Genomic DNA, 25,907 nt, shown 5'->3' with positions numbered 1-25,907 from the left:
CTATAATCCTATGTATCTCAGCCGCTAAGCACAATCATACCTTCACCTGATTTATTTGGCAGATTAAACTACTCATCGTAATTTTAAATATCATTGATAGGTAACTAGCCATAAAAGATCGAGTTACACCCCAACATTTAACAGCCATATTTACTTACCCCAAAACAACACGCCTTTTATGTTCGAGGACATAAATAAAAGGAATGCACGTGTCCCATCGTCTCAAGATACCAATAATGAACCTGTAAACACTGCTTTGGAAAAACCGCAGCCATCCGGCGCGTCACAGAGTATACAACTACAAATTCCACAGGTAAATCTTCCCAAAGGAGGCGGGGCACTTAAATCCATCGATGAAAAATTTGAAGTGAACGGCGCCAACGGCACTGCTTCATTCAGCATACCCATTCCACTCTCTCCTGCCAGGAATGGATTCGTTCCTACCATGGGATTGTCCTACAATTCCGGTGGCGGTAATACCGTCTTTGGTCTTGGATGGAGTTGTGAGGTCCCTGCTATACAACGCAGGACGGACAAACAATTGCCCACCTACACAGAAGAAGACATCTTCATCTTCTCCGGCATGGAAGACCTGGTACCTGTACTCGAATTCAATACAGATAAATGGGAACCTAAGATCACCATTACCGGCGACTACACCATCAGGACCTACCGGCCGCGCACGGAGGGCAGCTTCTCCCGCATCGAACAGATCTCCCATCCGGATAAAGGCGTCTACTGGAAAGTCACCACACGCAATAACATCACCACCATATTTGGCCGCAACAACGCCAGCAGGGTGACAGATCCCGATCATCCGGAAAAGATCTTCAAATGGCTGGCGGAGTTCAGCTTCGATTGCATGGGCAACTGGATCAGATATGAATATGAGGCGGAGAACAGAGATAACGTGCCTTCGGCCACGCATGAAAAAAACAGGCTTGCTCCCGTTATACAACCTTTCACCAACCGTTATCTCAAAAGGGTGAAATACGCCAACAGAGTGCCTTACTACATGAACCCGGCTGATGTATATGATCCATCCTCTCCGGAAGATGAACGCTACTTCTTTGAACTGGTTTTCGACTTCGGTGACCACGATCTGAATATTCCCCGGCCCGCACCTGACAACACATGGCCCTGCCGGGAAGATCCTTTCTCTGACCACCGGGCAGGCTTTGAGATACGTACCTACCGGCTTTGCCGCAGGATCCTGCTTTTCCACTACTTTGAAGAACTGGGAAATGATGCCTGCCTGGTACGTTCGCTTGATCTGACACATAAAGGATCTTCCATCAACAACAGCGGACAGCATGAACTCACCTACCTCATTGCCGTTGCGCAGTCCGGCTACATCCGCAATAACAACACCTACTCAAAAAGAGCATTCCCGCCGCTGGAATTCGAATACCAGGAATTACAGTGGAACAAAAATATCCGCAACGTCTCTCCGGAAAGCACCCTGCATATGCCCGCAGGTATCAGCAGCGCCTATCAGTGGGTAGACCTCTACAACGAAGGGATCTCAGGCATCCTCTCAGAACAGGGAAACGGATGGTACTATAAAAGCAACCTGGGCGATGTGGAGGAAACACATGAAGTAAGGTTTACGCATGCCAGTCCGGTCATCCCTAAACCCTCCTTTCTCGGTATCCAGGCAGGCACCCTCACCATACAGGACCTCGATGGCAATGGCAACAAACAGGTTGTTGTCAATTCTGAGGGATTACAGGGCTATTTCCCGCTGTCTGACGATCTGGAGTGGCAAAGGTTCCGCCCATTTGAAGAAAGAGCGAATATAAGGCCGAAAGACCCCAATATTCGTCTCTTTGATGTTGATGGGGATGGCTTACCTGATATTGTGATGAGTGAAGACAACGTTTTCTCCTGGTTTCCCTCCAAAGGGACCAAAGGATATGCTGCCCGCAGAAACACCCTGAAACCAATCGATGAAGAGCAGGGTGCTGCTATTGTCTTCTCTGATCCACTACAAAGCATTTTCCTGGCCGATATGACCGGAGACGGCCTTACCGATATCGTCAGGATCCGCAACGGGGAGGTCTGCTACTGGCCTAACACCGGCTACGGCAACTTCGGGGCGAAGGTGACAATGAGCAACGCTCCTGTATTTGATCATCCTGATAACTTTAATCCGGCTTTCCTCCAACTGGCAGATATCAGCGGTACAGGTGTCAGCGATCTCATTTACCTGGGTAAAAACAAGTTTCTCTCCTTCCTCAACCTGAGTGGCAATGCCTGGAGTGAAGCACATGACATCGATCCTTTCTTCCGCATCAGCAAACCCGGACAACTCGCCGTCGTTGACCTCCTTGGTACGGGCACCGCCTGTATCGTATGGTCATCTGATCTTCCCGGAGACAGTCAGGCTCCTATGCGGTATATCGATCTGATGGACAGCAAAAAGCCACACCTGCTCACGAAATACAGGAATAACCTGGGTAAGGAAACAACTGTCGCCTACAAAACATCCACCTGGTTCTACCTGAAAGACAAACAGGCAGGAACACCCTGGATCACACGGCTCCCCTTCCCGGTGCATGTCGTACAGAAAACGCTGTTGGAAGACAAGATCAGTAACGCAAAGTTCAGCGCCGAATACCGCTATCACCATGGTTACTATGATCATGCTGAACGCGAGTTCCGGGGTTTCGGTATGGTGGAACAGATCGACACGGATCTATACGACACCTGGCAGAAAAACAATGCCGGCACACAAATGGATAGCTCAGAGACACTGTTCCAGCCCCCCGTACTGACAAAAACATGGTACCATACCGGCGTCTTTATCAACCGGGAAAAGATCCTGTCACAATATGAACAGGAATACTGGTACAATGTCCTGGAGCAGAAAGGGTTTCCTGTCGCCACCACGGAACCGGTGCTACCGGATGCCGTTATTACTATTGCGGGTAATATTGCACCTCAGGTCACAGCGCTTAACACAGAAGAATACCGCGAAGCCCTGCGTATCTGCAAAGGCATGATGCTACGGCAGGAAGTATTCTCCCTGGATACACCACCTGTAAATCCTACGGATGACGAAATAAAAAGAGGCCTTACGCCTTTTTACACCGCCACACACAACTGTCACATCAAACTGCTGCAACCACGTGCGCAAAACAAAAATGCCGTCTTCACCGTCACCGAAAGTGAAGCCCTCACTATCCAGTATGAAAGGAATATAGCTGATCCCCGTATGTCGCACACGCTCAATACGGTCGTTGACGACTTCGGCCTCGTACTTGAAAAAGCGGCCATCGTCTATCCCCGACAGGAAGATGATGTCACTCTACCTGCCCAGGTCATCGCAGCGCAAAACCGGACTTTCATCTGTTATAACCAGTTCACGTTCACCAATGATATTGTAACACCACTCATCTATCGCCTACGCTTACCAGCCACTTCCCGCAGCTATGAACTGACGGGTATTCCGAAGACAGGCACACTGTACCAGTTAGCGGACTTCAACAATATCCTGAGTGCTGCCACCACAGAAATACTGTATGAGCAGACAGCCGGAATACCTCCCGCCAGAAGACTGATAGAAGACCAGTGTACCACTTACCTGGACGACACCCTGACAACCGAACTGGCGCTTGGTCAGCAGGGAGCCGTAGGTCTTAAATATCAGCAGTATCAGCTGGCATTTACGCCCTCTCTGCTGCAACATGTCTTTGCACCAAAGGTCACGCCCGCAGAAGCGGGTCCGCTGATGACCAGCGGACATTTCGTGCAAAGACCGGGACATCCGGGATGGTGGGTCCCTTCCGGGATCATTCACAATGTATTGTCCGGTGAGACGATCGCAGCTGCAAAAGTCCGTTTCTATGCGCCGCTGTTATATACAGATCCTACAGGAGCAGCCACAAAAGTCTCTTATTACAAAGACTACTTCCTGCTGATCAATGCCACGGAAGATGCGCTGCTGAACAGCACCCATGTAGACGCTTTCGACTTCCGTACGCTGCAACCTGCCATTGTCAGAGACAGCAACGATAACATTACACAATCCATTTATGACGAGTTAGGCCTGTTAAAAGCAGTGGCCTTCCTGGGTAAAGACCTCAACAACGATGGTATCGCTGAACTGGATATCGCAGACGATCTCTCAGGACTGACAGCACTCACCCTGCCTGCTGAACAAACAGCCATAACAAACTTCTTCAACACAGAAGACTCGGTCGCACTGATGACAGGCGCCGCAGGACTGCTGCAACATGCTACTATCCGTTATCTATACGACTACGACAAATACCGGCTCAATGGTGCGCCGGTATCTGTATGTACAATCACGCGCTCTACACATCATGCGGACGTATCACCTGACAATCCGCTGCAACTCTTCATGGCCTTTGAATATACCAGCGGTACCGGTCAGCCGGTCATGGCCAAAATGCAGGCTGCACCGGGTATTGCCACCAGGGTTATTGTGAATAATGACGGGACTTATACTGTTACACAGGTAGATACTGCTGCGCAGAATCCGCAAAGACTGAGATGGGTGGGTAATGGCCGTATCATCCTCAACAACAAAGGCAAACCGGTAAAACAGTTTGAGCCGTATTTCTCTGTCACTCCATTCTATGAATCACAGCCGGAACTTGTGGAAACAGGCATCTCCCCCATTGTCTACTATGATCCGCTGGGCAGAATAGTGCGTACCGTGATGCCGGAAGAAACATTTACAAGCACCTTCTTCACACCCTGGAAACGGGTCGTGTATGATGTAAATGACAACGTCATACTATCGAACTGGTACCTGAAACGTATCAACAATGAAATAGATGTGGAACTGATCGCGGCAGGCAAAGACCCCGCGAGAGAAAAAGAAGCGGCACAACAAACGGCCCCGCATAATAACACGCCATTTACCATGCACCTGGATCCTTTAAACCGGGACATCTTCGGTGTTGAGCATAATGTGGTCAATGGTACAGATGAGTTTTACAATACCTTCACCACCATGGATATTGAAGGCAATATCCTTTCCATCACCGATCCACGGAATAATGTGGTGATGCGATACCGCTATAACCTGCTCGGACAGGCAGGTTACCAGCAAAGTATGGATGCAGGTGAACGCTGGGCATTCAGCAATGTAACCGGCAAACCGATCAGGACATGGGACAGCCGTAATCATACCTTCCTCTTCACCTACGACGCGCTGCAACGTCCGCTGGACTCGCGTGTTACCGGTGGTGATGGTCCTGCACCCCTGAACAATGTATTCAGCCGGACCAGTTATGGAGAAGCGGCAGCAGATAATAAACAACATAACCTCCGGGGAAGGGTGCATATTACCTATGACTCCGCCGGAAAACTGGAATCGGTGGACTATGACGCCAAGGGTAACCTCGTATTGTACAACCGGCGTTTGACCACGGATTATAAGCAACTGGTGGACTGGTCTCTGCCTAATCCGGACACAAAACTGGAAGCAGCTACCTATCCGACAGCCGCAGCATATGACGCCATTGCCCGCATCACCCGTCACACCTTCCCGGATGGTAGTATACTGGAACCCCGGTATAATGAAATGAGTCTGCTGAGAGAGATCCGGGTAAACGGGAACTTCTTCGTGAAGAGCATTGACTATAATGAAAAAGGACAACGTAAAAGGATCGTGTATGGCAATGATGTGAACACCAGATATAGCTATGACCAGTTCACATTCCGGCTCAATCGCCTGGAAACAAAACGTAACAACAACGATCCGCTGCAGGATAACTATTACACATACGATCCCAGTGGTAATATCACCCATATAACAGACAAGAACATTCCCGTAGTGTTCTTCAATAATCAGAAAATAGAAGGTATTGCCCGTTATCGCTATGATGCTATTTACCGGCTGATCGGTACTAACGGCAGGGAACATGCGGCAACAACAGGTTTTGATCCGTCAGATAACTTCAACGACTTTCCTTTCCTCCAGGAATATAGTCAGGGGAATGCCCTCGGCTGGCGGAATTATACGCAGGAGTATGCGTATGACGCAGCGGGCAATCTGAAGCAGATGAAGCATACAGCAGCGGGAGGCGACTGGACACGTGATTATACCACAGATGCAGCCAGTAACCGCCTGCTTTCTACGACAACGGGTATTACGACTTTTAATTATCCGCATCATCCTGCCCATGGCTATATCACCGGCATGCCACATCTCACATTCATGCAATGGAACTTCAAAGACCAGTTGCAGGCCGTGTCCAGACAAGCCGTAAATGCCGGTACACCCGAAACCACCTGGTACGTGTATGATGGCGCCGGTCAACGGATCAGAAAGATCACCGAGCGACAGGCAGGAGAAGGCGTCACACCCGTGAAGAAATCACAACGTATCTATCTGGGTGCAGTTGAATTGTTTGAAGAATATGACAACGCCAATACGCCCGTCCTTCAGCGGAATACCCTGCATGTACTGGATGATGCGCGTCGCATTGCGCTGATAGAAACACGTATCTCCGGTAATGATGCGGGTCCGCAACAACTGGTACGTTACCAGTTCGATAACCATCAGGGATCCGCCTGTATTGAAACAGATCAGGATGCACGTGTGATCAGTTATGAGGAATACCATCCTTTCGGTACAACCTCCTATCAGGCCATTGACAAAGATATCAAAGCAGCCTATAAACGCTACCGGTATACCGGCATGGAAAGGGATGAAGAAAGCGGGTTCCAGTATCACAGCGCCCGCTACTACCTGCCCTGGTTAGGCAGATGGCTCAGCGCCGATCCTATAGGGATAGGTGATGGCCTCAATGTATACCGATATGCCAAAAACAATCCGCTCATGTACGCAGATACCAGTGGTACCTGTTGCTCGGATGCGGTTACCATAGAAACCAACGAAAAGAAGAACAAAGAAAAGAGGGAAAAAGAAGAACTGACAGAGGCAGCTGCCTTAACTGCACTCACAGGAAGTGGCGCGGGCGGCGGGAAAGGCGGTAATGACAGTTCCAAAGGTGGAGAAGGTCCTGCCGCCAAATCCGGCGATGCAGGTGGTTCTATAGGTGACAGTATCCTGAACGGGCTGAAAGGCCTGGGCAGATGGATAGGCGAAGCGCTGGGCAAATTGTGGGACTGGATCAAGGGCGCCGCCACCACTGTATGGAACTGGATCAAAGGTGCGCTCTCTTCTGCCTGGGACTGGATCAAGGGTGCAGCCAGTACCATCTGGGAAGGTATTAAAGGAGCAGCCAGCGCCGCGTGGGATTGGATCAAAGGGGCTGCTACCACTGCCTGGAACTGGATCAAAGAAACAGCCAGCGCCATCTGGGAATGGACCAAACAGAAGGCAACTGAATTCTGGAACTGGTTTGCAGGAGACGATGGTTTCCTGGAAGACTTCCTCGAGGTCGTTGGTCACCTCACCTGGGGACTACCCGCCACCGTAGCAGGTTTCCTTTTCAGTCTGTTCAACTTCACCATAGGCAATCTCATTGTAGCCATCCATAATGATTCCGCAGCAGCAGGTGATAAATGGGAGTACGCCAGTATTTCAATTGGTGGTCCCAATAACGAGAATGACATCATTGGCAACTATGGTGGTATCCTCAATCTCGGCGGACTCAGCGAAGCGGTCACCCTCGGGCCTTTTGTGTTCTTCCAGGGATCAGGCGCAGCAGCCAAGGCATCAGGTAATACAAGTATACAGGACTACTACGCACATGAATCAGCACAACAGATCTACCTGTCCCAGTCAAATCTCCGTACTGCAGATCATGAAGAAGGACACGAAGATCAGAACCTGTTGTATGGTCCGCTTACCTTACTCTTTGGCCTCATCTTCAGTTTGCTGCCCAATGCCTTTGGTTCTCCGCATAACAGCGGATGGTACTGGTACGACAGACAGGCCAATAAGTGGTCAGGCGGCAACAGTATCGCCAATCCAAATACAACCGTACATCCATAACATATACGTTCATACTTAAACCGAAAAAAATGATAGATACTCCTAACCTGGTTTACAGAGTATATGGCACCGTAACCGACGTACAGGGTACTCCCCTTCCCAATATACTCGTCAGAGCCTTCGACCGCGATCTGCGCGCCGAAGAGCCACTGGGAGATATGCTGACAGACAATGCAGGCAAATACCAGATCTTCTATAAACCCGATGCCTTTAAAAGGGCAGAAAAACAATACGCAGACCTCTCCCTCAAAGCATACGATAGCAACGGAAAACAATTGCTGTTTGAACAGACGATCGACCAGATCACCTTTAATGCCCCTCCCGAACAAAGGGTGGATATCACAGTACGTGTTGCTGCCAGACCACTGGAGAACGAATTCGATACCATGCTGCGTACACTACCGCCGCTGATTGAAAACGTTCCGCTTACTGCACTACAGGAAGACGTCAAAACCCGCGATATCACTTTCCTTACAAAAGAAACCGGCATCCCGGCGCAAAGGCTGCAATATATCGTGCTGGCACACCGGCTGCTGGAAATCTCAAAGATAGACGCTGCCTTTTTCTACGGACTGCTACGCAAGGATACCCTGCTGAAACTGGACCTCGCAAAAGCATTTAACGCCCGTGTACAGATAGATATCAATGCAGATACCAAGGCAATCCTCTACGATGCCGCACTCGCAGATGAAAAACAGATCGATGCCGATATCAAAAGCGCCATTAAAGAACTGATCATTCCTGAACGCGTAGCTGCACAGCTGCGTGAAAGTATGGCGATCCTTAGCCAATACCGGGAGGAAGCCCGCAAATTTGATCAGGAAGAGAAAAAGAAACGGATCACCGATACGTTGACAAACTTCCTGATGAAAGACAAACTGGGAGAAATACAGCAGCTTTTTGATGCAAACAGGGAGGATTATAGTAAAGTCCTGGATGCCATTTCTTCTGCCAGTTTTTTCGCTACCGCGGATGATAAAAAACGTACACAGGTAACTGTCGCCCTGGGCAATGTACTCGGCTTCAATGATAAGATCATCAATACCGTAGCTGCTACGCAGAAGATAGACAAACCACAGGACATCAGTAAACTCGCAAAGCTGAACAGTGCCGGCTGGCGGGATGTATTGACACAATCTTCCGGTGAGCTGAATGTAGATCCTGAGCTGATCAAAGTACACGCCTCTGCGCTTGCCCGGAAAATGGAAACGGCTTATCCTACACAGGCATTCACTGCACAACTGGAAAGGGCTAAAGAGAAGACAGTACCACAACATGATGCCATATTGAAACTGTTGACGGAAAATGAGGATTTCGATCTGCAGCATTCCAATATAGATACCTTCTTCCGGGACAAAGGCACACGTGATGTTGCTACGACAGCCCCTGCATTAAAAGAGCTGAAATCAGTACAACGTGTTTTTAAACTGGTGCCCAATTATTCAAAGACCACTGCCCTGCTTTCTCAAAAAGTACATTCCGCACAAAGCATTGTCGCTACCGGCAGATCACGCTTTGTAAAAGAAGTAGGACCTGCCGCTGGTATTTCTGAGAAAGAAGCAACCGCTATTTACAATAAAGCCAGTAACGTACAGGCAGCTTCTATGCTTATTGCCGGTGAACTACAGGATACCATCAGCAGTATGGGTATCGCGGCGCTGAATGTAAATACACTGTCCGCCAAACTAAAGGCCATCAGTAAAGATTTCCCGAATCTCAATACCCTGTTCCAGTTATCCGACGCCTGCGCATGTGAACATTGCCGGTCGGTGTACAGTCCGGCCGCCTATCTCGTAGAACTCCTCCAGTATCTTGACAAACGTACTGTCAGGAACCTGGACGTTGATCCCAATGCACCCGTGCGTATTGCGAAAGACGTACTCTTCGAAAGAAGACCAGACCTGGGTGAGATCGACCTGGGATGTGAAAATGCCAATACACCATTACCGTACATAGACCTGGTCTGCGAACTCCTGGAAGAAGCCATTGCCCCTGATGCAGGTCTTACCTACAACGGTGCGCTGGCCAACGGAAAGATCCCCGCTCCCCTGCAAACGCTGCTGAATACAAACAAGATCGCTGTTACAGACAAAGCCCTTGTATACGAACCGCTTGATCCTGTGATCAATCCGGCGTACTATCTACGGGATGAAGGGTTTGTTTTGAAGCTTTCTCCTATTGCAGCTAATCAGTGGCAGGTAAAACGCCTGCATCAGACATTTGGATCCGCTGAAGAACTGGCGGCTGCACCGGAATACGTGAACGAGAATGCCTATACCATCTTAGGCACACAACAATTTGCTTTCACCCTACCTTTTAATCTGCCACATACAGAAGCGGCGGCTTATTTCTCCCGCTTTGGTATCAGCAGGGCTACCCTTATGCAGGACTTACAGGTTGGCGCCGCTCCACCTGTTGAAGCGATTGCAGCTGAAATCCTGGGCCTCACAGAACAGGAACGTAAGCTCATTGTAAATGCAGATGCTGCCAATCAGGAGCTCTATTGGAACACGGGAACACCCAGCGCGGTCAACTATATGAAAGTGGTCGATAATATGCTCCGGAAAACGGAGCTGACCTATACGGCTTTGAATAATCTGCTATCACTTACTTTCATTAATCCGGACGACAAACTGTTCATCCAACACCTGGATACCGGTTGTGATACGACGCAAAAAGAGATCGCCAACCTCGACGATGCAGCGCTTGACCGTATACATCGCTTCCTGCGATTGACAAAATTAACAGGATGGAAACAGGAGACCTTGAATGAGGTGATCATGCAGACAAAACTGGGTAACAAAAAACTGGATGATCCTTGTCTGGTTACATTATCCAAACTGCAAACCATCAACCAAAGTACCGGCATCAAAAGAGAAGAACTTATCGGTTGCTATGGAGAAATGCCGCATACCATTATTCCCAACGCAACTATCAAACCGCTCTACCAGCAAGTATTTCTCAATAAGGCCACTACCGGTTTCCTGGATGAAACACTACTGCCTGCATTGGTGAATGGCAGTACCACGCTGGATAATCATGCGGTGAGTCTGGCTGCCGCGCTGCAACTCTCTGCGGTGGACTTCAGCCGTATCACCGGTGCAATGAGCAATACTGATCTTACTTTTGAAAATATCAGTCATCTCTTTGCCGTCGCCAGACTTTGCAGGAAACTGAAGCTCTCCATAAGCGACTACCTCCTGTATGTTACACTTACCGGACTCGATGTATTCAGCACACCTGCTGTCACCGTTGATTTTATCAATCATGTGAACATTGGTAAGAGTGCACCCTTAAAACCAGCAGATGTCAGGTTTATGCTGCGACATGAAGCAGATAACCTGGCAGAACTGGAAATAGCAGACGAGAAAGTAACCACCTTCCTCATCGCTTTGCAAACAGGCTATCAGCAGGCTTTTAATACGAACAAATCTCCTTATGACGTATTGCTGACAGCCGATGAATTGCAGGAGCCACTGAAAAACGGACTGGCGAAGCTGCCCGGGTTCACAGAAGAGATTACCAACAACATCCTGAGGATGGCAAACGACACCTGGGTATCGCCTCCGGATCCGGTTGCCGCCACCTATCTTAATGACCAGTTCCAGGCCTTCTTTACACCAGCTGTCATTACCAATATCCAGACCTTACAGGCGGCCATCGTTGCGGCGCCTCCGGCCAGTCTGGAAGCAGCACGCAAGGCATTTCTGGAAGCGCTTTTCGCTGCATTATCTGCCTATTTCTTTGTAGCAGAAAAGACAGATCTGCTGGTCACTTCCCTGGCCAGTACCTTTAAGGCGGAAAACGAGCTTGTGACAGCTTTGCTCAGTGCCGCCAGACTGAAACAACCTGCACCTGGTACCGCCTTCCTGCGGGATATCCTGTTGTCAGATACGCTGATCGACAAAGTAAATGAACCACCGGCGCCACCCGCTATTACACCGGCAGCATTTACACAACAATACAATGCCATCCGGTTGCTGCATAAACTCTTCCCCCTTGTGAAAGCGTTGAAACAGGACCCCGATACCGTTGCATGGCTGCTTAACAACAGTGCTGCTTTGGGCTGGCTGGAAGCAGACCGGATTCCATATGCCGGTGCGCAGACGCCGATCCCATATACCACATGGGAAAGTTTCGTACAACTCCTTTCTTTATTGAATACCCTCACACCGGTACCTAATCCGGGAGACGCGGAGCATCCGCTGACCTTCTTTTCCCTCATCTCCCTTCTCCTGAATGGCGCTACCACACGCCAGCAATGGCTGGATGCCTTTGCCCTGCTGAATGGTTATGACCGTGATGTATTAGATGATGCGGACCTCTATTTTGGATTCTCGAATCCGGACCTGACACAATACCGTAAAGTGGAGACCTGGACCAGACTGGCCACTGCTATGCAGGATTTACGTATCCTGGGAACCAGCGCTTCTATAGCAAAAGAATTTATCAACCCAGTACTCACCAGCACCGATACGAGTCAGTTACGCATGACGCTCAAAGCACGGTATGAAGAAGATCTCTGGTTAGATACGCTGAAAGAGATCATGAATACGGTGCGTCCACAGAAAAGAAATGCCCTGGTTGCCTACCTGCTGGCTACTACCCCCGACGTATCTACGCCCAATGACCTGTTTGACTATTACCTCGTTGATACGCAGATGGAGGCAATCATGCCTTCCTCCCGTATCGTACAGGCGCATGGCACGATCCAGCTGTTTGTACAACGTTGTCTGATGGGACTGGAACCTACCGCCGCGGCCGACAGGAACAGTGATTCCGGCTGGGATCAGTGGAAATGGATGAAAAACTATCGTGTATGGGAAGCCAACAGAAAAGTGTTCCTCTATCCGGAGAACTGGATCGAACCAGAACTGCTGGATGATAAATCCTTCCTTTTTTCCGAAATGGAAGAACAACTGTTACAGGATGAAGTAAATGAGTTTACTACGGAAGATGCGCTGATCCGGTATCTCGAAAAACTGGATGAAATTGCCTTCCTGGAAGTAGTGGCAGAATATTATCAGGCAGATATCTATACGCTTCACGTCTTCGCCCGTACTAAAACAGGCGATCCAGCCACTTACTATTACCGTCGCCTGGAACAGGAACGATACTGGAGTGCATGGGAAAAAGTAGACCTCGATATCACCAGTAACCAGCTCCTCGCCTTTGTACATAACAACCGGCTTTGTCTGGCCTGGCCGATCTTCACAGAAATACCCAATCCGACACACGAGGTGACGATCCCCGGCGTATCCGCCAGTGAAAGCACCCCCAGAGAAATGAAAAAGGTGGAACGTAAACTGAAGATCCAGCTGGCCATCAGTCAGTTTGCCAATAAACAGTGGCAACCGAAAAGAGTGTCCAGGAGCGGCATCATGACACCTGACGACTATACTACCGACAAGTTTGACCAGGACATGTATAACCTGCTGTACTTTGAGTTTTCACAGCAGATCATGGTCTTTCATACTTCGGTGGAATACATTCAGGAAACCCATACAATAGACGGTATATTTAATCTGACGGGTTGTAAAGGCTATCCGGAACTCGCCAGTACCAAGCCCGCTTATTTTCCTGATTTCTTCCCCGACTTCAAAGACACACTACTGGGGTCTGACAGATATGTAGAGCAAAACCTGGATGCAAGCAATGCTTTCTCGGTACGGAACGCGTTTCTGTTCTTTAATTTCTTCGACCTGCTGACACAGACACCCGGCAGCAACTTCCGGCTCAGTTACCCGCACCAGTTCACCTGGGTGGACATGCTCGCCCTGCTCTACGAGGTCATCATGAAAAAGCTGCTGGCCAATATATCAGATGCTGCCGGCAGAGGGATCAAAGTACCACTGGGTACCTTACTGCCTTATTTCTTCGAAGACAGTAAACACAACTATGTGATCGTTCCTGGCTTTTATGGCGTGGATAAAGATCCGCAGACAGGTCAGCCTATCACTATCAGAAGAACGTATACGGATGTATTGAAGCTACTGGAAGCAGTGATAGCCCTCTACAATAAATACGTACAGATCATCAAGGAGAATCCGGGCATGCCTGCGGCTGACCTTGTGGCCAAACTGGTAGCCGATCCTGATTTCCAGGCCATCGTTGCCGAATGGAAGGTATATACCCAGCTGAAATATGGCGAACAATTCAGGAATTTCTATCATCCCCTGTTATGTATGATGCGTAAGACACTGTATAAGGATGGCATTCCTGCATTGATGAAGCGAGAGACACAACTAACCGTTACTAATTTCAATTTTGCTACCTATTACCAACCCGGTACACTGGTGCCTGGTCCGCTGCCGATAGAAGACATAGACTTCGACAGTGATGGTAGTTACAGCAGTTATAACTGGGAACTTTTCTATCACACGCCGATGATGCTGGCTACACGCCTGAGCAGAGACCAGCGTTTTGAAGAAGCCCTGGTATGGTTCCATTATATCTTCAATCCTACAGGTGCGCTTGAAGGGAATCCTCCGCAGAAATACTGGGTAACCAAACCGTTCTATCAACGTCTGTCACCAGAATACCTGGAACAGCGCATAGACAACCTGCTGACTAAAATAGCAACTCCCGGCACTCCTGAAATCAAGGAACTGGAGTTTGCCATTGATCAGTGGCGTACAAAACCGTTTATGCCGCATGTCGTAGCGCGTTTCAGACCGGTAGCTTATCAGAAGGCGACGCTGATGAAATACATCGATAACCTGGTGCAATGGGGAGATAACCTCTTCCGGCAGGATACAATGGAAGCCATCACCCAGGCGACACAGATGTACATCCTGGCGGATAAATTACTGGGACCTAAACCACGTATCATTCCACCAGCGGTGAAGGTACCTTACGAAACCTACAATCAGCTGGAACCAAAACTGGATGCCTTCGGCAATGCATTACTGGAATTTGAGAATCTGTTGCCGGACCTTTCCGTACTACCACATGGCGGCGATGAACTACCGCCACCACCGATCACGATGTCCAGTCTTTATTTCTGTGTGCCTCCGAATGATCAGATGCTGGCCTGGTGGGATGTGATCGAAGACCGGCTTTTCAAGATCCGTAACTCCCAGAATATAGACGGTGTCGAAAGAGTGCTGGCACTCTTTGCTCCTCCTATTGATCCGGGGATGCTGGTACGTGCAGCTGCGGCCGGTCTTGATCTATCGAGTATCATAGCGGGACTGAATGCTCCTTTACCCAACTATCGCTTTAATATCATGTCGCAGAAAGCGACGGAACTGATCCAGGAAGTCCGCGGATTAGGCAACGCACTCTTACAGGCACTGGAGAAAAAAGATGCCGAAGCACTGGCATTACTGCGGAATGACCTGGAGGCGAAACTGCTTAAGAGTATGCTGGACATGAAAAAGGTACAGCTGAAAGAAGCCAGACAACAGATAGAAGTACTTAACCGTACCAAAGCCATTACGGAGGAACGGGATGCTTACTTCACAGCCATCGAGCGGATCTCTGCCAGTGAACAGCTGAACCTTGATAAGCTGTCTGAAGCCCACGACTTCCAGATGACGGCGCAGATCGTACAGGCCACAGGCGCTGTATTGGGACTGATACCTGACTTTAGTCTGGGCGGACATGGATTTGGTGGCTCACCGGCAGTAGATGTGACCTTTGGTGGTACCTTCCTGGCTGCGGCAGCCAATGCGGCGACAGGCGTATTGAATATCCTGAGCGGTGTGGCCTGTTATGAGGCCAACAGAGCTTCTATCCTGGGTGGATTTGACAGACGTTTCGATGACTGGAAACTACAGGAAAGACTGGCTAAACTGGAAATAAAGCAGATCGACCAACAAATCACCGCTGCAGAACTCAGGGTAGAGATCACTGAAGCAGACATTAAAACACAGGAACAGCAGATCGACAACAACCAGAAGACCGATGAATTCATGCAGGATAAGTTCACCAATAAAGACCTTTACCAATGGATGATCGGCAAGATCAGCGCTGTTTACTTCAAAGCCTACAAACTGGCATATGATGTATCCAAAAAGACAGAGCGCTGCTATCAGCATGAACTGGGCAGTACAGATACCTTCCTGCAATTCGGCTACTGGGATAATCTCAAGAAAGGTTTGCAGACAGCCGACCAGCTGTTCTACGACCTGAAACGGATGGAAGCCAGTTACCTGGACACTAACAAACGGGAATACGAGGTGACTAAACACATCTCGCTCTCTATGCTTGATCCGCTGGCCCTTGTCAGATTACGTGCCACCGGCGTCTGTGACTTCCAGGTACCGGAAGCCCTCTTTGATATGGATCATCCCGGCCACTACTTCCGCCGTATAAAAACGGTCAGTATTACGCTCCCATGTATTGCAGGTCCATACACATCGGTTAGTGCGAAACTATCATTGATCAACAACCGGTATCGTAAGAATACCGCCAAGGCAGTTGGTTTTACAGATGATAAGACAGCGTACGAAGAAGTACCTGGAAATGATGACCGTTTTGTGTATAATATCGGTACGATTCAATCCATCGCTACCAGTAACGCCCAGAATGACAGCGGCCTCTTTGAACTGAACTTCCGTGATGAACGCTATCTGCCATTCGAATATACCGGTGCTATCAGTACCTGGCGGCTGGAGCTGCCAACGGGCGTACGGCTCTTCGATTACAACACTATTGCAGATGTGATCATCCATCTCAAATACACTGCCCGTGAAGGCGGCAGTACATTAAAAACGCTGGCATCGAATACCTTGAAAGACAAGCTGGCGGAGATCGGTCAGCAGCTGAGTGAAACAGGTCTTCACCTGGCGCTTAATCTCCGCTATGACATGCCGGACGAATGGAACCTGTTGAAGAAAAACGGTACGGTCAGTATGCAGATCGCGAAGACCAGACTTCCTTATTTCTTGCAGGCATTCGCTGCCGAAATTGATAAGGTGATCCTGCTGGCAAGGTTTAAAAACACTCCTGCCCTTGTGAGTGTTACGATCGATGGCGCCGCACTGACCCTGAATCCAAAACCTGAATGGTCGGTATTCCTGAATGAGACAATGGCCATTGAACTCGATACCGCATTTACGCTCGCAGCAACGCCGGCTTTGATGAATGACATGGAAGAACTGATGATGATCGTAAAATACCAGTTCCCATAATAACAGCTTTCAGAGATAACAGTTAAACAGTAAGAACGCTTCAGGGCGAAGTCTCTGAAGCGTTTTTTTATGCGCCGGCATGCGGAAACAGGAAACCTGTACCAGCATAGTCAGTATTTACCGGATACTTGTTAAAATCGTTTAATTATCAGCTAAAATATACATATAGGAACGCGGCTATTCTTTATAGCTTCATAGCGAATTACAAAATGGTGAATAAAGGATAATATCGTCCGGACATAAGCCGGATGTTCGCTGTATACCGTTATTACACCAGTATTATACCGCTGGTTGTACGCTCACAAGCGTACAACCAGCGGCCTAATCACGGTATAATGCCGGTGTAATGGGACATTCCGTACTTGTCTAAGGTAGAGACTTGTCTGACCAATAGATAAACATACTGTTATTGATGGAAATTTATGATTATATGAAATTGTACAAAAGACTCGTACATGTCATCTTTTTTATGGCCGTCTGGACCCAGGGTATTCATACCGCTCAGGCGCAAAATGGAGATCAGATACTGGATGGAATCGGTGAGACGGGTATGATAGCACGTTATGTTTTTAACGGAGATCTCAGGGACTGGTCGCGCAATAACCTGCATGCCAAATCTCCCGCTAATGAAATAACTTTTGTTAATGACGACCGGTTTGGAAAGGTCTTATCACTTTCCGGTAATAACAATGCTTTCCTTACACTTCCCGGTGAAGCATTATCAGATATAGAATCACTCAGCATATCAGGATGGATATACCTGCGCTCCGGCCAGGCTGGTCAGCGTTTCTTTGATTTCGGAAAGGATGCCGGTCAGCATTTTTTTGCAGCACCTACAGGAACAGGTACGCAGGAAGGTTATCAGGCAGTTATAACAGCGGATAAAAGCAGTCAGACCACCGTGGCGGCTCCCGCCATCGCCACGAATAAATGGGTGCATCTGGTCATTGTAATAGATATCCCTTCAAAAGCGATGATCGCCTATGTGGATAGTAAGCAGGTGGGTGAGGCAAACGATATCCCTTCAGAGGTAATGACCTTATTCAGTCAGCAGACAGGCGGGAAAAAGCAGCTTTATATCGGGAAGTCGCTGCTAACCGGCGATCCGAATCTGAACGCCCTGATCCATGATTTTCGTATATATCGTGTCGCATTGACTAATAGACAGGTGGCGGGTATTTATAACAATTCACGCCGGGGTATTAATGAGGGCGTTGTCAATACTACGGGCAAACAGGAGGATGATCTTCCTCATTTTCCGGCAACGGCAGCACAATTATATAATGCTTATCTGGTGCGTGTAGCTGATGTAAAAGTGGAAACCGCTGTAGGAAATTTACCCCGCCTGCCTGCTTATGTAGCGGGTACTTATCAGCATAACAGGAAAGGGCCGCAGGTACGTGTGATCTGGCCTTCGCCTGTTGACAACAGTGCCGTGTTACAACCCGGCCAATATACGCTTACGGGACGTGTACCGGGAACTAATTTTCAGCCAAAGGCAGTTATTACCGTAAAAAAGGATACGCAATCCCCTACCGCCACTTTAAAACTGGCGCCGTTTAAACTGGGACAGGTTTCCCTGGAAAATGATGCGGATGGTCATGAGACCCGGTTTGTCGAAAACCGCGATAAGTTTATCCGAACTTTAGCCATTACTGATCCGAATTCATTTCTTTATATGTTTCGCCATGCTTTTGGTCAAAAGCAGCCTGAAGGCGCCAGGCCGCTGGATGTATGGGACAGTCAGGATACCAAGTTAAGAGGGCATGCAACAGGACACTATCTGACTGCTATTGCGCAAGCCTATGCCAGTACCGGATATGACAAAACCCTGCAGGCGAATTTCGCGCAGAAAATGGAATATATGGTCAACACCCTCTATGATCTATCCCAATTATCCGGCAATCCTGCAACAACAGGTGGTGCAGCCGTATCCGATCCTGTTGCGGTACCTTATGGTCCGGGGAAATCGGGGTATGATTCAGATCTGAGCAATGAAGGCATCCGCAATGATTACTGGAACTGGGGTAAAGGATTCATCAGTGCTTATCCTCCGGATCAGTTTATTATGCTGGAGAAAGGCGCTAAGTATGGCGGACAAAAGAACCAGATCTGGGCGCCCTATTACACGTTGCATAAGATCCTGGCTGGCCTGATGGATGTGTATGAAGTGAGCGGTAATAAAAAAGCGCTGGCCATCGCCAGTGGTATGGGCGACTGGGTATACGCGCGTTTAAGTCATGTACCACAGGATACGCTGATAAAGATGTGGAATACTTATATCGCAGGTGAGTTTGGTGGGATGAATGAAGCGATGGCGCGTCTTTACCTGATTACCGGCAAGCAGCAATATCTGCAGACGGCACAGTTGTTTGACAATATCAGGGTGTTCTTTGGAGATACTGCACATTCGCATGGACTTGCCAGAAATGTAGATATTTTCCGTGGATTACATGCCAATCAGCATATCCCACAGATCGTAGGAAGCATCGAAATGTACCGCGCATCAAATAATCCGGAATACTATAAGATAGCAGATAACTTCTGGTACAAGGCAGTCAATGATTATATGTACAGCATCGGAGGTGTTGCAGGTGCACGTAATCCCGCTAACGCGGAATGCTTTATCAGTCAGCCGGCTACCCTGTATGAAAACGGCTTCTCTTCCGGCGGACAAAACGAAACCTGTGCAACTTACAATATGCTGAAGCTGACCAGTGACCTGTTCCTCTTTGATCAACGGGCTGAATTCATGGACTATTACGAGCGGGCATTGTACAACCATATTCTTGCTTCTGTTGCAAAAGATAATCCTGCCAATACTTACCATGTGCCGCTCCGGCCGGGTGCGATCAAACAGTTTGGCAATCCGGATATGACAGGTTTTACTTGTTGTAACGGTACTGCTATCGAGAGCAATACCAAATTGCAGAACACCATCTATTTCAAAAGCAGAGATGACCAGGCACTTTATGTGAATCTCTATATTCCTTCCACCTTACAATGGACAGAGCGGAATGTAACAATAGAACAGACAACAGACTTCCCTAAGGAAGACTATACCCGTCTTACCATCAGCGGCAATGGAAGATTTGATATCAATGTAAGGGTGCCAGGTTGGGCGACAAAAGGATTCTTTGTAAAGATCAACGGTAAAGAGCAGGCGCTTTCTGCTAAACCGGGCACATACCTGACCATAAGCCGTAACTGGAAAGATGGCGACGTACTGGAGCTAAAAATGCCTTTCCAGTTCCACCTCGACCCTGTTATGGATCAGCAGAATATTGCAAGTCTGTTTTACGGGCCGATCCTGCTGGCGGCACAGGAACCGGAGGCAAGAAAGGACTGGCGCAAAATAACCCTTAATGCCGATGATATCAGCAAGTCTATTAAAGGTGATCCGCAGCAATTACAATTTATGATTGACGACATCGTGTTTAAACCGTTTTATGAGACATATGGACGTCATTCTGTTTACCTGGATGTGCAGTTAAAATAGTATTCCGATATATTATTTCCACTCAAAAGGCTTCAGCTATAAATAGTTGAAGCCTTTTGAATAAGTTAGTAAGCGATTCTTTCTGCCAAAGCTTTACCACGGACAATTCGCCGGTTCCGGGAAATATTCTTCACTGATATATTTCGCGGTCGGACCATCTGCACCGATCAGTGCATATTTAGCAATACGTGCACCCGCTTCTTCCGGCGTACTGGTACCCTGTTGCATGGTAAAATCAGTTTTCGTCCATCCCGGACAAACGGCATTCACCTTAAACGCTGTATCGCGCAATTCATAGGCTAACTGCACGGTGTACATATTCAGTGCGGCTTTGGAAGACTGGTAAATGACATAGCGTTTCGGGTAGTTGCTATTATGAATATCTGCTGCCATCGACAGGGATGCCATAGCGGTACTTACATTCACGATCCTTGGTTCCGGTGATTTTTTCAGCAGGTCAATAAATGCCTGCGTCGTTCTCACAACACCGAACAAATTGGTATCATACACTGCCTGGTATTGGTCCGCGGCCGATGTAAGCGCAGATTGCTCAAATCCACCGGCAATACCTGCATTATTGACCAGCACATCCAGTACATCGGTTTTCTCACCGATCTCTTTCCGTGCCGCATCAACAGATGCCTGACTGGTCACATCCAATTGTATTGCTGCTATATTATTTATTCCTGCAGCGCGTAGTTTTTCAACTGCGGACAATCCATTTTCCAGTGTGCGGCTACCTAAGTAAACGAAAAAACCTTTCTGTGCGAGTATCCTGGCCACTTCAAGGCCAATACCTTTGTTGGCGCCTGTGACTAATGCTGACTTCATTTTATTTTCATTTGTTGATGCAACGAAGGTAGTCAGCAGAAAAAAGGACGATAGGGACAAATCATTTTAATCGTGGGACAAATCCTTCAAGTCAGCCAGATAGCGACTGACACTCTTACCTGTACTCTTTTTAAAAAGACGGGAGAAGTAACCGGGGTCATTGAATCCCAGTTCATAAGCCAGTTCTTTCACTGACAAGGTGGAGTATTGTAATTTCCGTTGTGCTTCCAGCATCAGGCGGTTGGTGATCCACTCTTTCGGAGAAACACCACCAAATTCTTTCACGATCCCATAGAGGGTATTAGACGTCAGCGCTAATTGCTCTGCAATGCTTTGTACATCATGCTGCTCGGTCAGATTTTCTTCGACTGCCAGTTTAAAAGCGATATACTTTGACAGCTTGGCACCTGGCACCACTTCCGGAACTTTGTATTGCTCAAAATAAGCGGTATTAAACTCGGTCAGTACGGTATGTAAATGTGCCAGTATGACCTCTACCTTTCGCTGTCTGCCGGGAGCGTGCAGCAGCTGAAACAAGCCGGAAAGCAGATTTTTCACCCGTTGCTGTGTGGCAGGGTCGAAGGAAATAGAATTAACATTAAAAGGATTGACCAGGAACTGATAGGTACCAGGTAGCAGTCTCAGCGTATCCTCGTCAAAAGAAAGCGCATACTGCCGCTGGTTTTTATCATAAGGCAGCTTGGTGATAATCTGGTTGGGCAGGCCAAAGGCCAGTTCACCGTCGCCCACCTCGAATTGCTGCAGGTCAGCAATAAAGGTGGCCGCTCCGCTTTCAATGTATTGAAAATAATAAAAAGAAAGACGATGCGGTTTGAGTAGTATCTGCATTACGTCATCAGGCAATGGTATCGCACAATTCTCATTCAGCGCGATCGACAATTTATCGTGATGCCTTATCTTGTCCAGTAATCCTATTGTTTCTTCCATGTAGAATCCCTTCCTGTTTCTGCAAAGCTATCACTTAAAGTAATGCAAAAATGGTATCTGCGGATTTCAGCGGCATCTACGGCTCAACCCGTCAGCCGGTTGAAACCTACGGTTTCCCTGTAAGACTGTGGGGAGATATCTGTTTTGCTCTTGAAAAATCTGCTAAAATAATATTCGTCTTCGTAGCCGAGCTCATACGCGATTTCTTTGATCGTCTTAGGCGTCAGGTATAGTTCTCTTTTAGCTTCTATAATGATACGCTCAGAGATCAGTTCTGAAAGCGGTTTCCTGAAATGGGTCTTGGCAATCCTGGACAATACAGGTGGGGTCAGGTGTAATAGATCTGCATAATCACTTGGTGCATGTTTCTCTCTGAAATTGTCTTCGATGGCATTTCTTAAATTTTGCACGATCAGCAACTGTTTGGCATTAACGGCCTCCGTTTCCTGCACGGATTGCTGTTCCAGTTTTATACGGGTGGCGATCACCAGGAATATTTTCAGATAAGAAACAATGACTTCATCCCTTCTCAGTGCATCAATTTTCAGTTCACCGATAATCTCTCTGATGAAGTTGAGCATGGTTGCTTTCGAATTTTCATCCAGTGAGATAAACGGTTGCTGGTAGATGTTATTAAACAGAATACCATTGGTGGCAATCTCTTTGTGATGTCTGTAGATGCAGAAAAAATCGTGGTGAAACTGGATACAATAACCCACCAGATCACCTTTTGACTGCAACAGGAAAGGCTGGTAAGGATAAAAAGCGAACAGGCTGTTTTCCTGAAAAGTATATTCGCAGAAATCTACTTTTGCGACACCTTCTCCGCCCGTGACGATGATGATGGTAAAGTAGTTATTACGCTGAATGTGATCAAAATAACTGTTATTATCAAATTCGAATACCTTAAACGAAAGGTTTCCGTTCTGTTGATTAAGAAGCGTGTAAACAGTCTGATTTGACATTCGCCTGTATGTTTTATTTATAGTTCAATCTCCATATCTGATGCCGGAATCGCACAACAGATCAGTATATTACCTTCCTCCGGTTCCATAAAAGGCTCCGGATCATATGTGAAAGCGCCACTAATCAATTTTGACTCACAGGTGGAACAGGTGCCCATTCTGCAATTATAATCCGGACTCAGCCCCGCTGATTCGCAGAGTTCCAGTATTGTACCTTTACTTTGAGTCCAAAGTACCTGCTTATTGGATTTAGACAAGGTGATTGTATAGCTTTTCTTCCCGCTATTATTGGTGCTTGCTGTATTTTGTTCCATCATATTGTTACTAAATTACTAAAACCGCCGGACTATCATGCCCGCTTAATTCCATAAAGGGTGACACTACCACTATCAGGGATTAAACGGAGAGTATCCTAAAAACTGCCATTCCACACGATGATGTTCAAGTGTATGGATCCAGCGTGTGGGATGAAAACACCAAAAACGGCCTGTCCCTCTTGTCTTTAGCAGATCGCTTTCTGATGTCTGATCAAAAAGCAGGCTGGCTGTTCCCGTCAACTGTAAGGTTTGCCGGTTCTCAAAATCTACAAATAACAGTCCAGCCCTGGGATTTTGAAGGACGTTTCCAAAAGTGTTGAATATGCTGTTGCCTGGATAATCCGGAATCTTCAGGGTACCGTCTTCCGTTATTTCTATAAAACCCGGGTTCCCTCCTTTATGGGACACATCAAGGCGGCCATCCTGACCAGCGCTTGCCACAAAAAAGGTATCCGCGCTTTGCATCCAGTTGATCATGGCATTGGTCAACGTAACCCCTTCGGTAGACCTGGACTGCGTTTTTTCAAAATATTCGGGCATCTCCATTACCCTGCGCTGTATATATTTCGGACAGTTTGGATACGCCTCCTGCACACTCAATACGATCTTTGAATTTTCCAGCCTGGCGGTACCATTCACCCGCAGGCGTTTACGGGAATCCAGTTCAATGAACAGGCCGCCGATCTCACTGTCATGTGCAATATTTGAAAAGAAGATATCCGCCGGATTACTGACAAGCTTCCGGGTATCAAAAGTAATAGTCTCAGGGTCTGGTACCTTTACAAACCCAAAATTACCGATCAGTATCGATGCCCACAGTTCCTGTTCCTGATTCCGGCTACTCACGATAGCCATTGGCTGTTTCTCTACAAAATTGATCGCGCCCCTTGCAATCGACCCTGCGATCATCGCCTTATTATGATCGGCAATTTCCGCTTCCCCAACCATGGTTTGGATGTCCCTTTCCCCCTGATGAAATACGTCTGCCATATGCGAAATATTAAATTAGCCGCCGGGGTGCCTCTTCAGCACTTACCTTTGGAAAGAAAATATGATATAGCAAAGATCGCACGATATGCAGTACCGGGAAATGGAGAAATCGCATTATTTCATGGAGGAATTTGCCTGGGGTAGTCTGAAGACATGCTGCCATATATTAAAGGGACACCACCTGAAGGTAGTATCCCCTTAACATCTTTTCACGGCCCCTGCCTATTTAATTAATGGTGTTGTGTCTTTTATTGGGGGTGGGTTTCTCAATCTTATGCTTTTACAGCTTCAGCTGTTACTGGTTCTTTTACCAGCGGCTTTAAGCCTAAATTCTGTAACATCTGTAAATCGTCGGATACGCCGGGATTAGGCGTCACCAGCAGCGTTTCTCTCTCACCTGTAAAGATGGAGTTGGCGCCTGCCATGAAACACCAGGCCTGTTCTACTTCGGTCATTTCAATACGACCGGCACTCAGGCGCACCATAGAAGCCGGCATTGCGATACGTGCTGTCGCGATCATACGTACCATATCCCAGATATCTACTTTAGGATTATTTTCCAGCGGCGTTCCCTTCACTCTTGCCAGTGCGTTAATAGGCACTGATTCCGGGTGTTTTTCCATACTGGACAAAGTGAGTATCATAGAGATACGATCTTCATGGGACTCACCCAGACCGATAATACCACCTGAGCAAACGGTAATACCTGCTTTGCGGACGTTGTCGATCGTTTTGATACGGTTATCAAATTTTCTGGTAGAGATGATCTCGTTATAATAGTTTTCAGAAGTATCCAGGTTGTGGTTATAAGCATATAAACCAGCATCTTTTAAGCGTTCTGCCTGGCTTTCTGTCAACATACCCAGGGTACAGCACACTTCCAGGTCCATGTCATTGACACCCTTCACCATGTCAATAATGCGGTCAAAATCGCTGTTATCACGCACTTCTCTCCAGGCAGCAGCCATACAGAAGCGGGAGGCGCCATTTTCCTTTGCTTTACGTGCGTGCGCAAGCACTGTTTCCGTAGGCAGTAAGGCCTGTACCTTGATGCCGGTCTGATAACGGGCAGCCTGACCACAATACGAACAATCCTCAGGACAACCGCCGGTTTTCACCGATAATAACGTTGATATCTGCACCTCATCGGCTTTATGCCACTCCCTGTGTACGGATGCAGCTTCGTATATCAGCGTCAGTAATGGCTTGTTGTAAATAGCCAGCAGTTCCTCTTTTGTCCAATCGTGGCGTAATGCGGTTGTTTTACTCATTTTACATTTA

9 protein-coding genes are annotated in these 25,907 nt (G+C 47.8%); 3 read left to right on the top strand and 6 right to left on the bottom strand.

Annotation, left to right across the window (positions count from 1 at the left end; translation table 11 throughout):
* Positions 1–178: 178 nt before the first annotated feature.
* The 3 genes from BMZ72_RS03920 (at position 179) to BMZ72_RS03910 (ending at position 20,575) form a co-directional block, all read left to right on the top strand.
* Positions 179–7,939 carry a SpvB/TcaC N-terminal domain-containing protein gene (locus tag BMZ72_RS03920; protein ID WP_089805439.1) on the top strand — a complete coding sequence of 2,587 codons (7,761 nt, stop codon included), beginning with the start codon at positions 179–181 and terminating at the stop codon, positions 7,937–7,939.
* A 29-nt stretch (positions 7,940–7,968) separates the two neighbouring features.
* Positions 7,969–17,076, top strand: coding sequence for a Tc toxin subunit A-related protein (locus BMZ72_RS03915; protein WP_089805438.1), 9,108 nt, complete (start codon positions 7,969–7,971; stop codon positions 17,074–17,076).
* Positions 17,077–17,506: 430 nt separating this feature from the next.
* Positions 17,507–20,575 (top strand): beta-L-arabinofuranosidase domain-containing protein, encoded by a 3,069-nt coding sequence (locus tag BMZ72_RS03910; protein ID WP_177222669.1) that lies wholly within the window; start codon positions 17,507–17,509, stop codon positions 20,573–20,575.
* Positions 20,576–20,668: 93 nt separating this feature from the next.
* Here BMZ72_RS03910 and BMZ72_RS03905 read toward each other — a convergent pair whose 3' ends face one another.
* The 6 genes from BMZ72_RS03905 to bioB form a co-directional block, all read right to left on the bottom strand.
* Positions 20,669–21,406: an SDR family oxidoreductase gene (locus tag BMZ72_RS03905; protein ID WP_089805435.1), complete on the bottom strand. Its 738-nt coding sequence runs from the start codon at positions 21,404–21,406 to the stop codon at positions 20,669–20,671.
* A gap of 66 nt (positions 21,407–21,472) precedes the next feature.
* The gene (locus BMZ72_RS03900; protein ID WP_089805434.1) at positions 21,473–22,354 is read right to left on the bottom strand and encodes a helix-turn-helix domain-containing protein; all 882 of its coding nucleotides are present in this window, start codon (positions 22,352–22,354) and stop codon (positions 21,473–21,475) included.
* Between the two features lie 83 nt (positions 22,355–22,437).
* The gene (locus tag BMZ72_RS03895; RefSeq protein ID WP_089805432.1) at positions 22,438–23,319 is read right to left on the bottom strand and encodes a helix-turn-helix domain-containing protein; all 882 of its coding nucleotides are present in this window, start codon (positions 23,317–23,319) and stop codon (positions 22,438–22,440) included.
* A 17-nt stretch (positions 23,320–23,336) separates the two neighbouring features.
* Positions 23,337–23,636 (bottom strand): 2Fe-2S iron-sulfur cluster-binding protein, encoded by a 300-nt coding sequence (locus BMZ72_RS03890; RefSeq protein WP_089805430.1) that lies wholly within the window; start codon positions 23,634–23,636, stop codon positions 23,337–23,339.
* Between the two features lie 72 nt (positions 23,637–23,708).
* Positions 23,709–24,626, bottom strand: a complete 918-nt coding sequence (locus tag BMZ72_RS03885) for a pyridoxamine 5'-phosphate oxidase family protein (protein ID WP_089805428.1) — start codon at positions 24,624–24,626, stop codon at positions 23,709–23,711.
* Positions 24,627–24,898: 272 nt separating this feature from the next.
* Positions 24,899–25,897 (bottom strand): biotin synthase BioB, encoded by a 999-nt coding sequence (gene bioB, locus BMZ72_RS03880; protein WP_089805426.1) that lies wholly within the window; start codon positions 25,895–25,897, stop codon positions 24,899–24,901.
* Between the last annotated feature and the right edge of the window lie 10 nt (positions 25,898–25,907).

Source organism: Chitinophaga sp. YR627, assembly GCF_900114995.1.
Lineage (GTDB): Bacteria > Bacteroidota > Bacteroidia > Chitinophagales > Chitinophagaceae > Chitinophaga.
The sequence above is the reverse complement of the archived record's forward strand: the minus strand, read 5'-3'. Positions and strand labels throughout refer to the sequence as shown.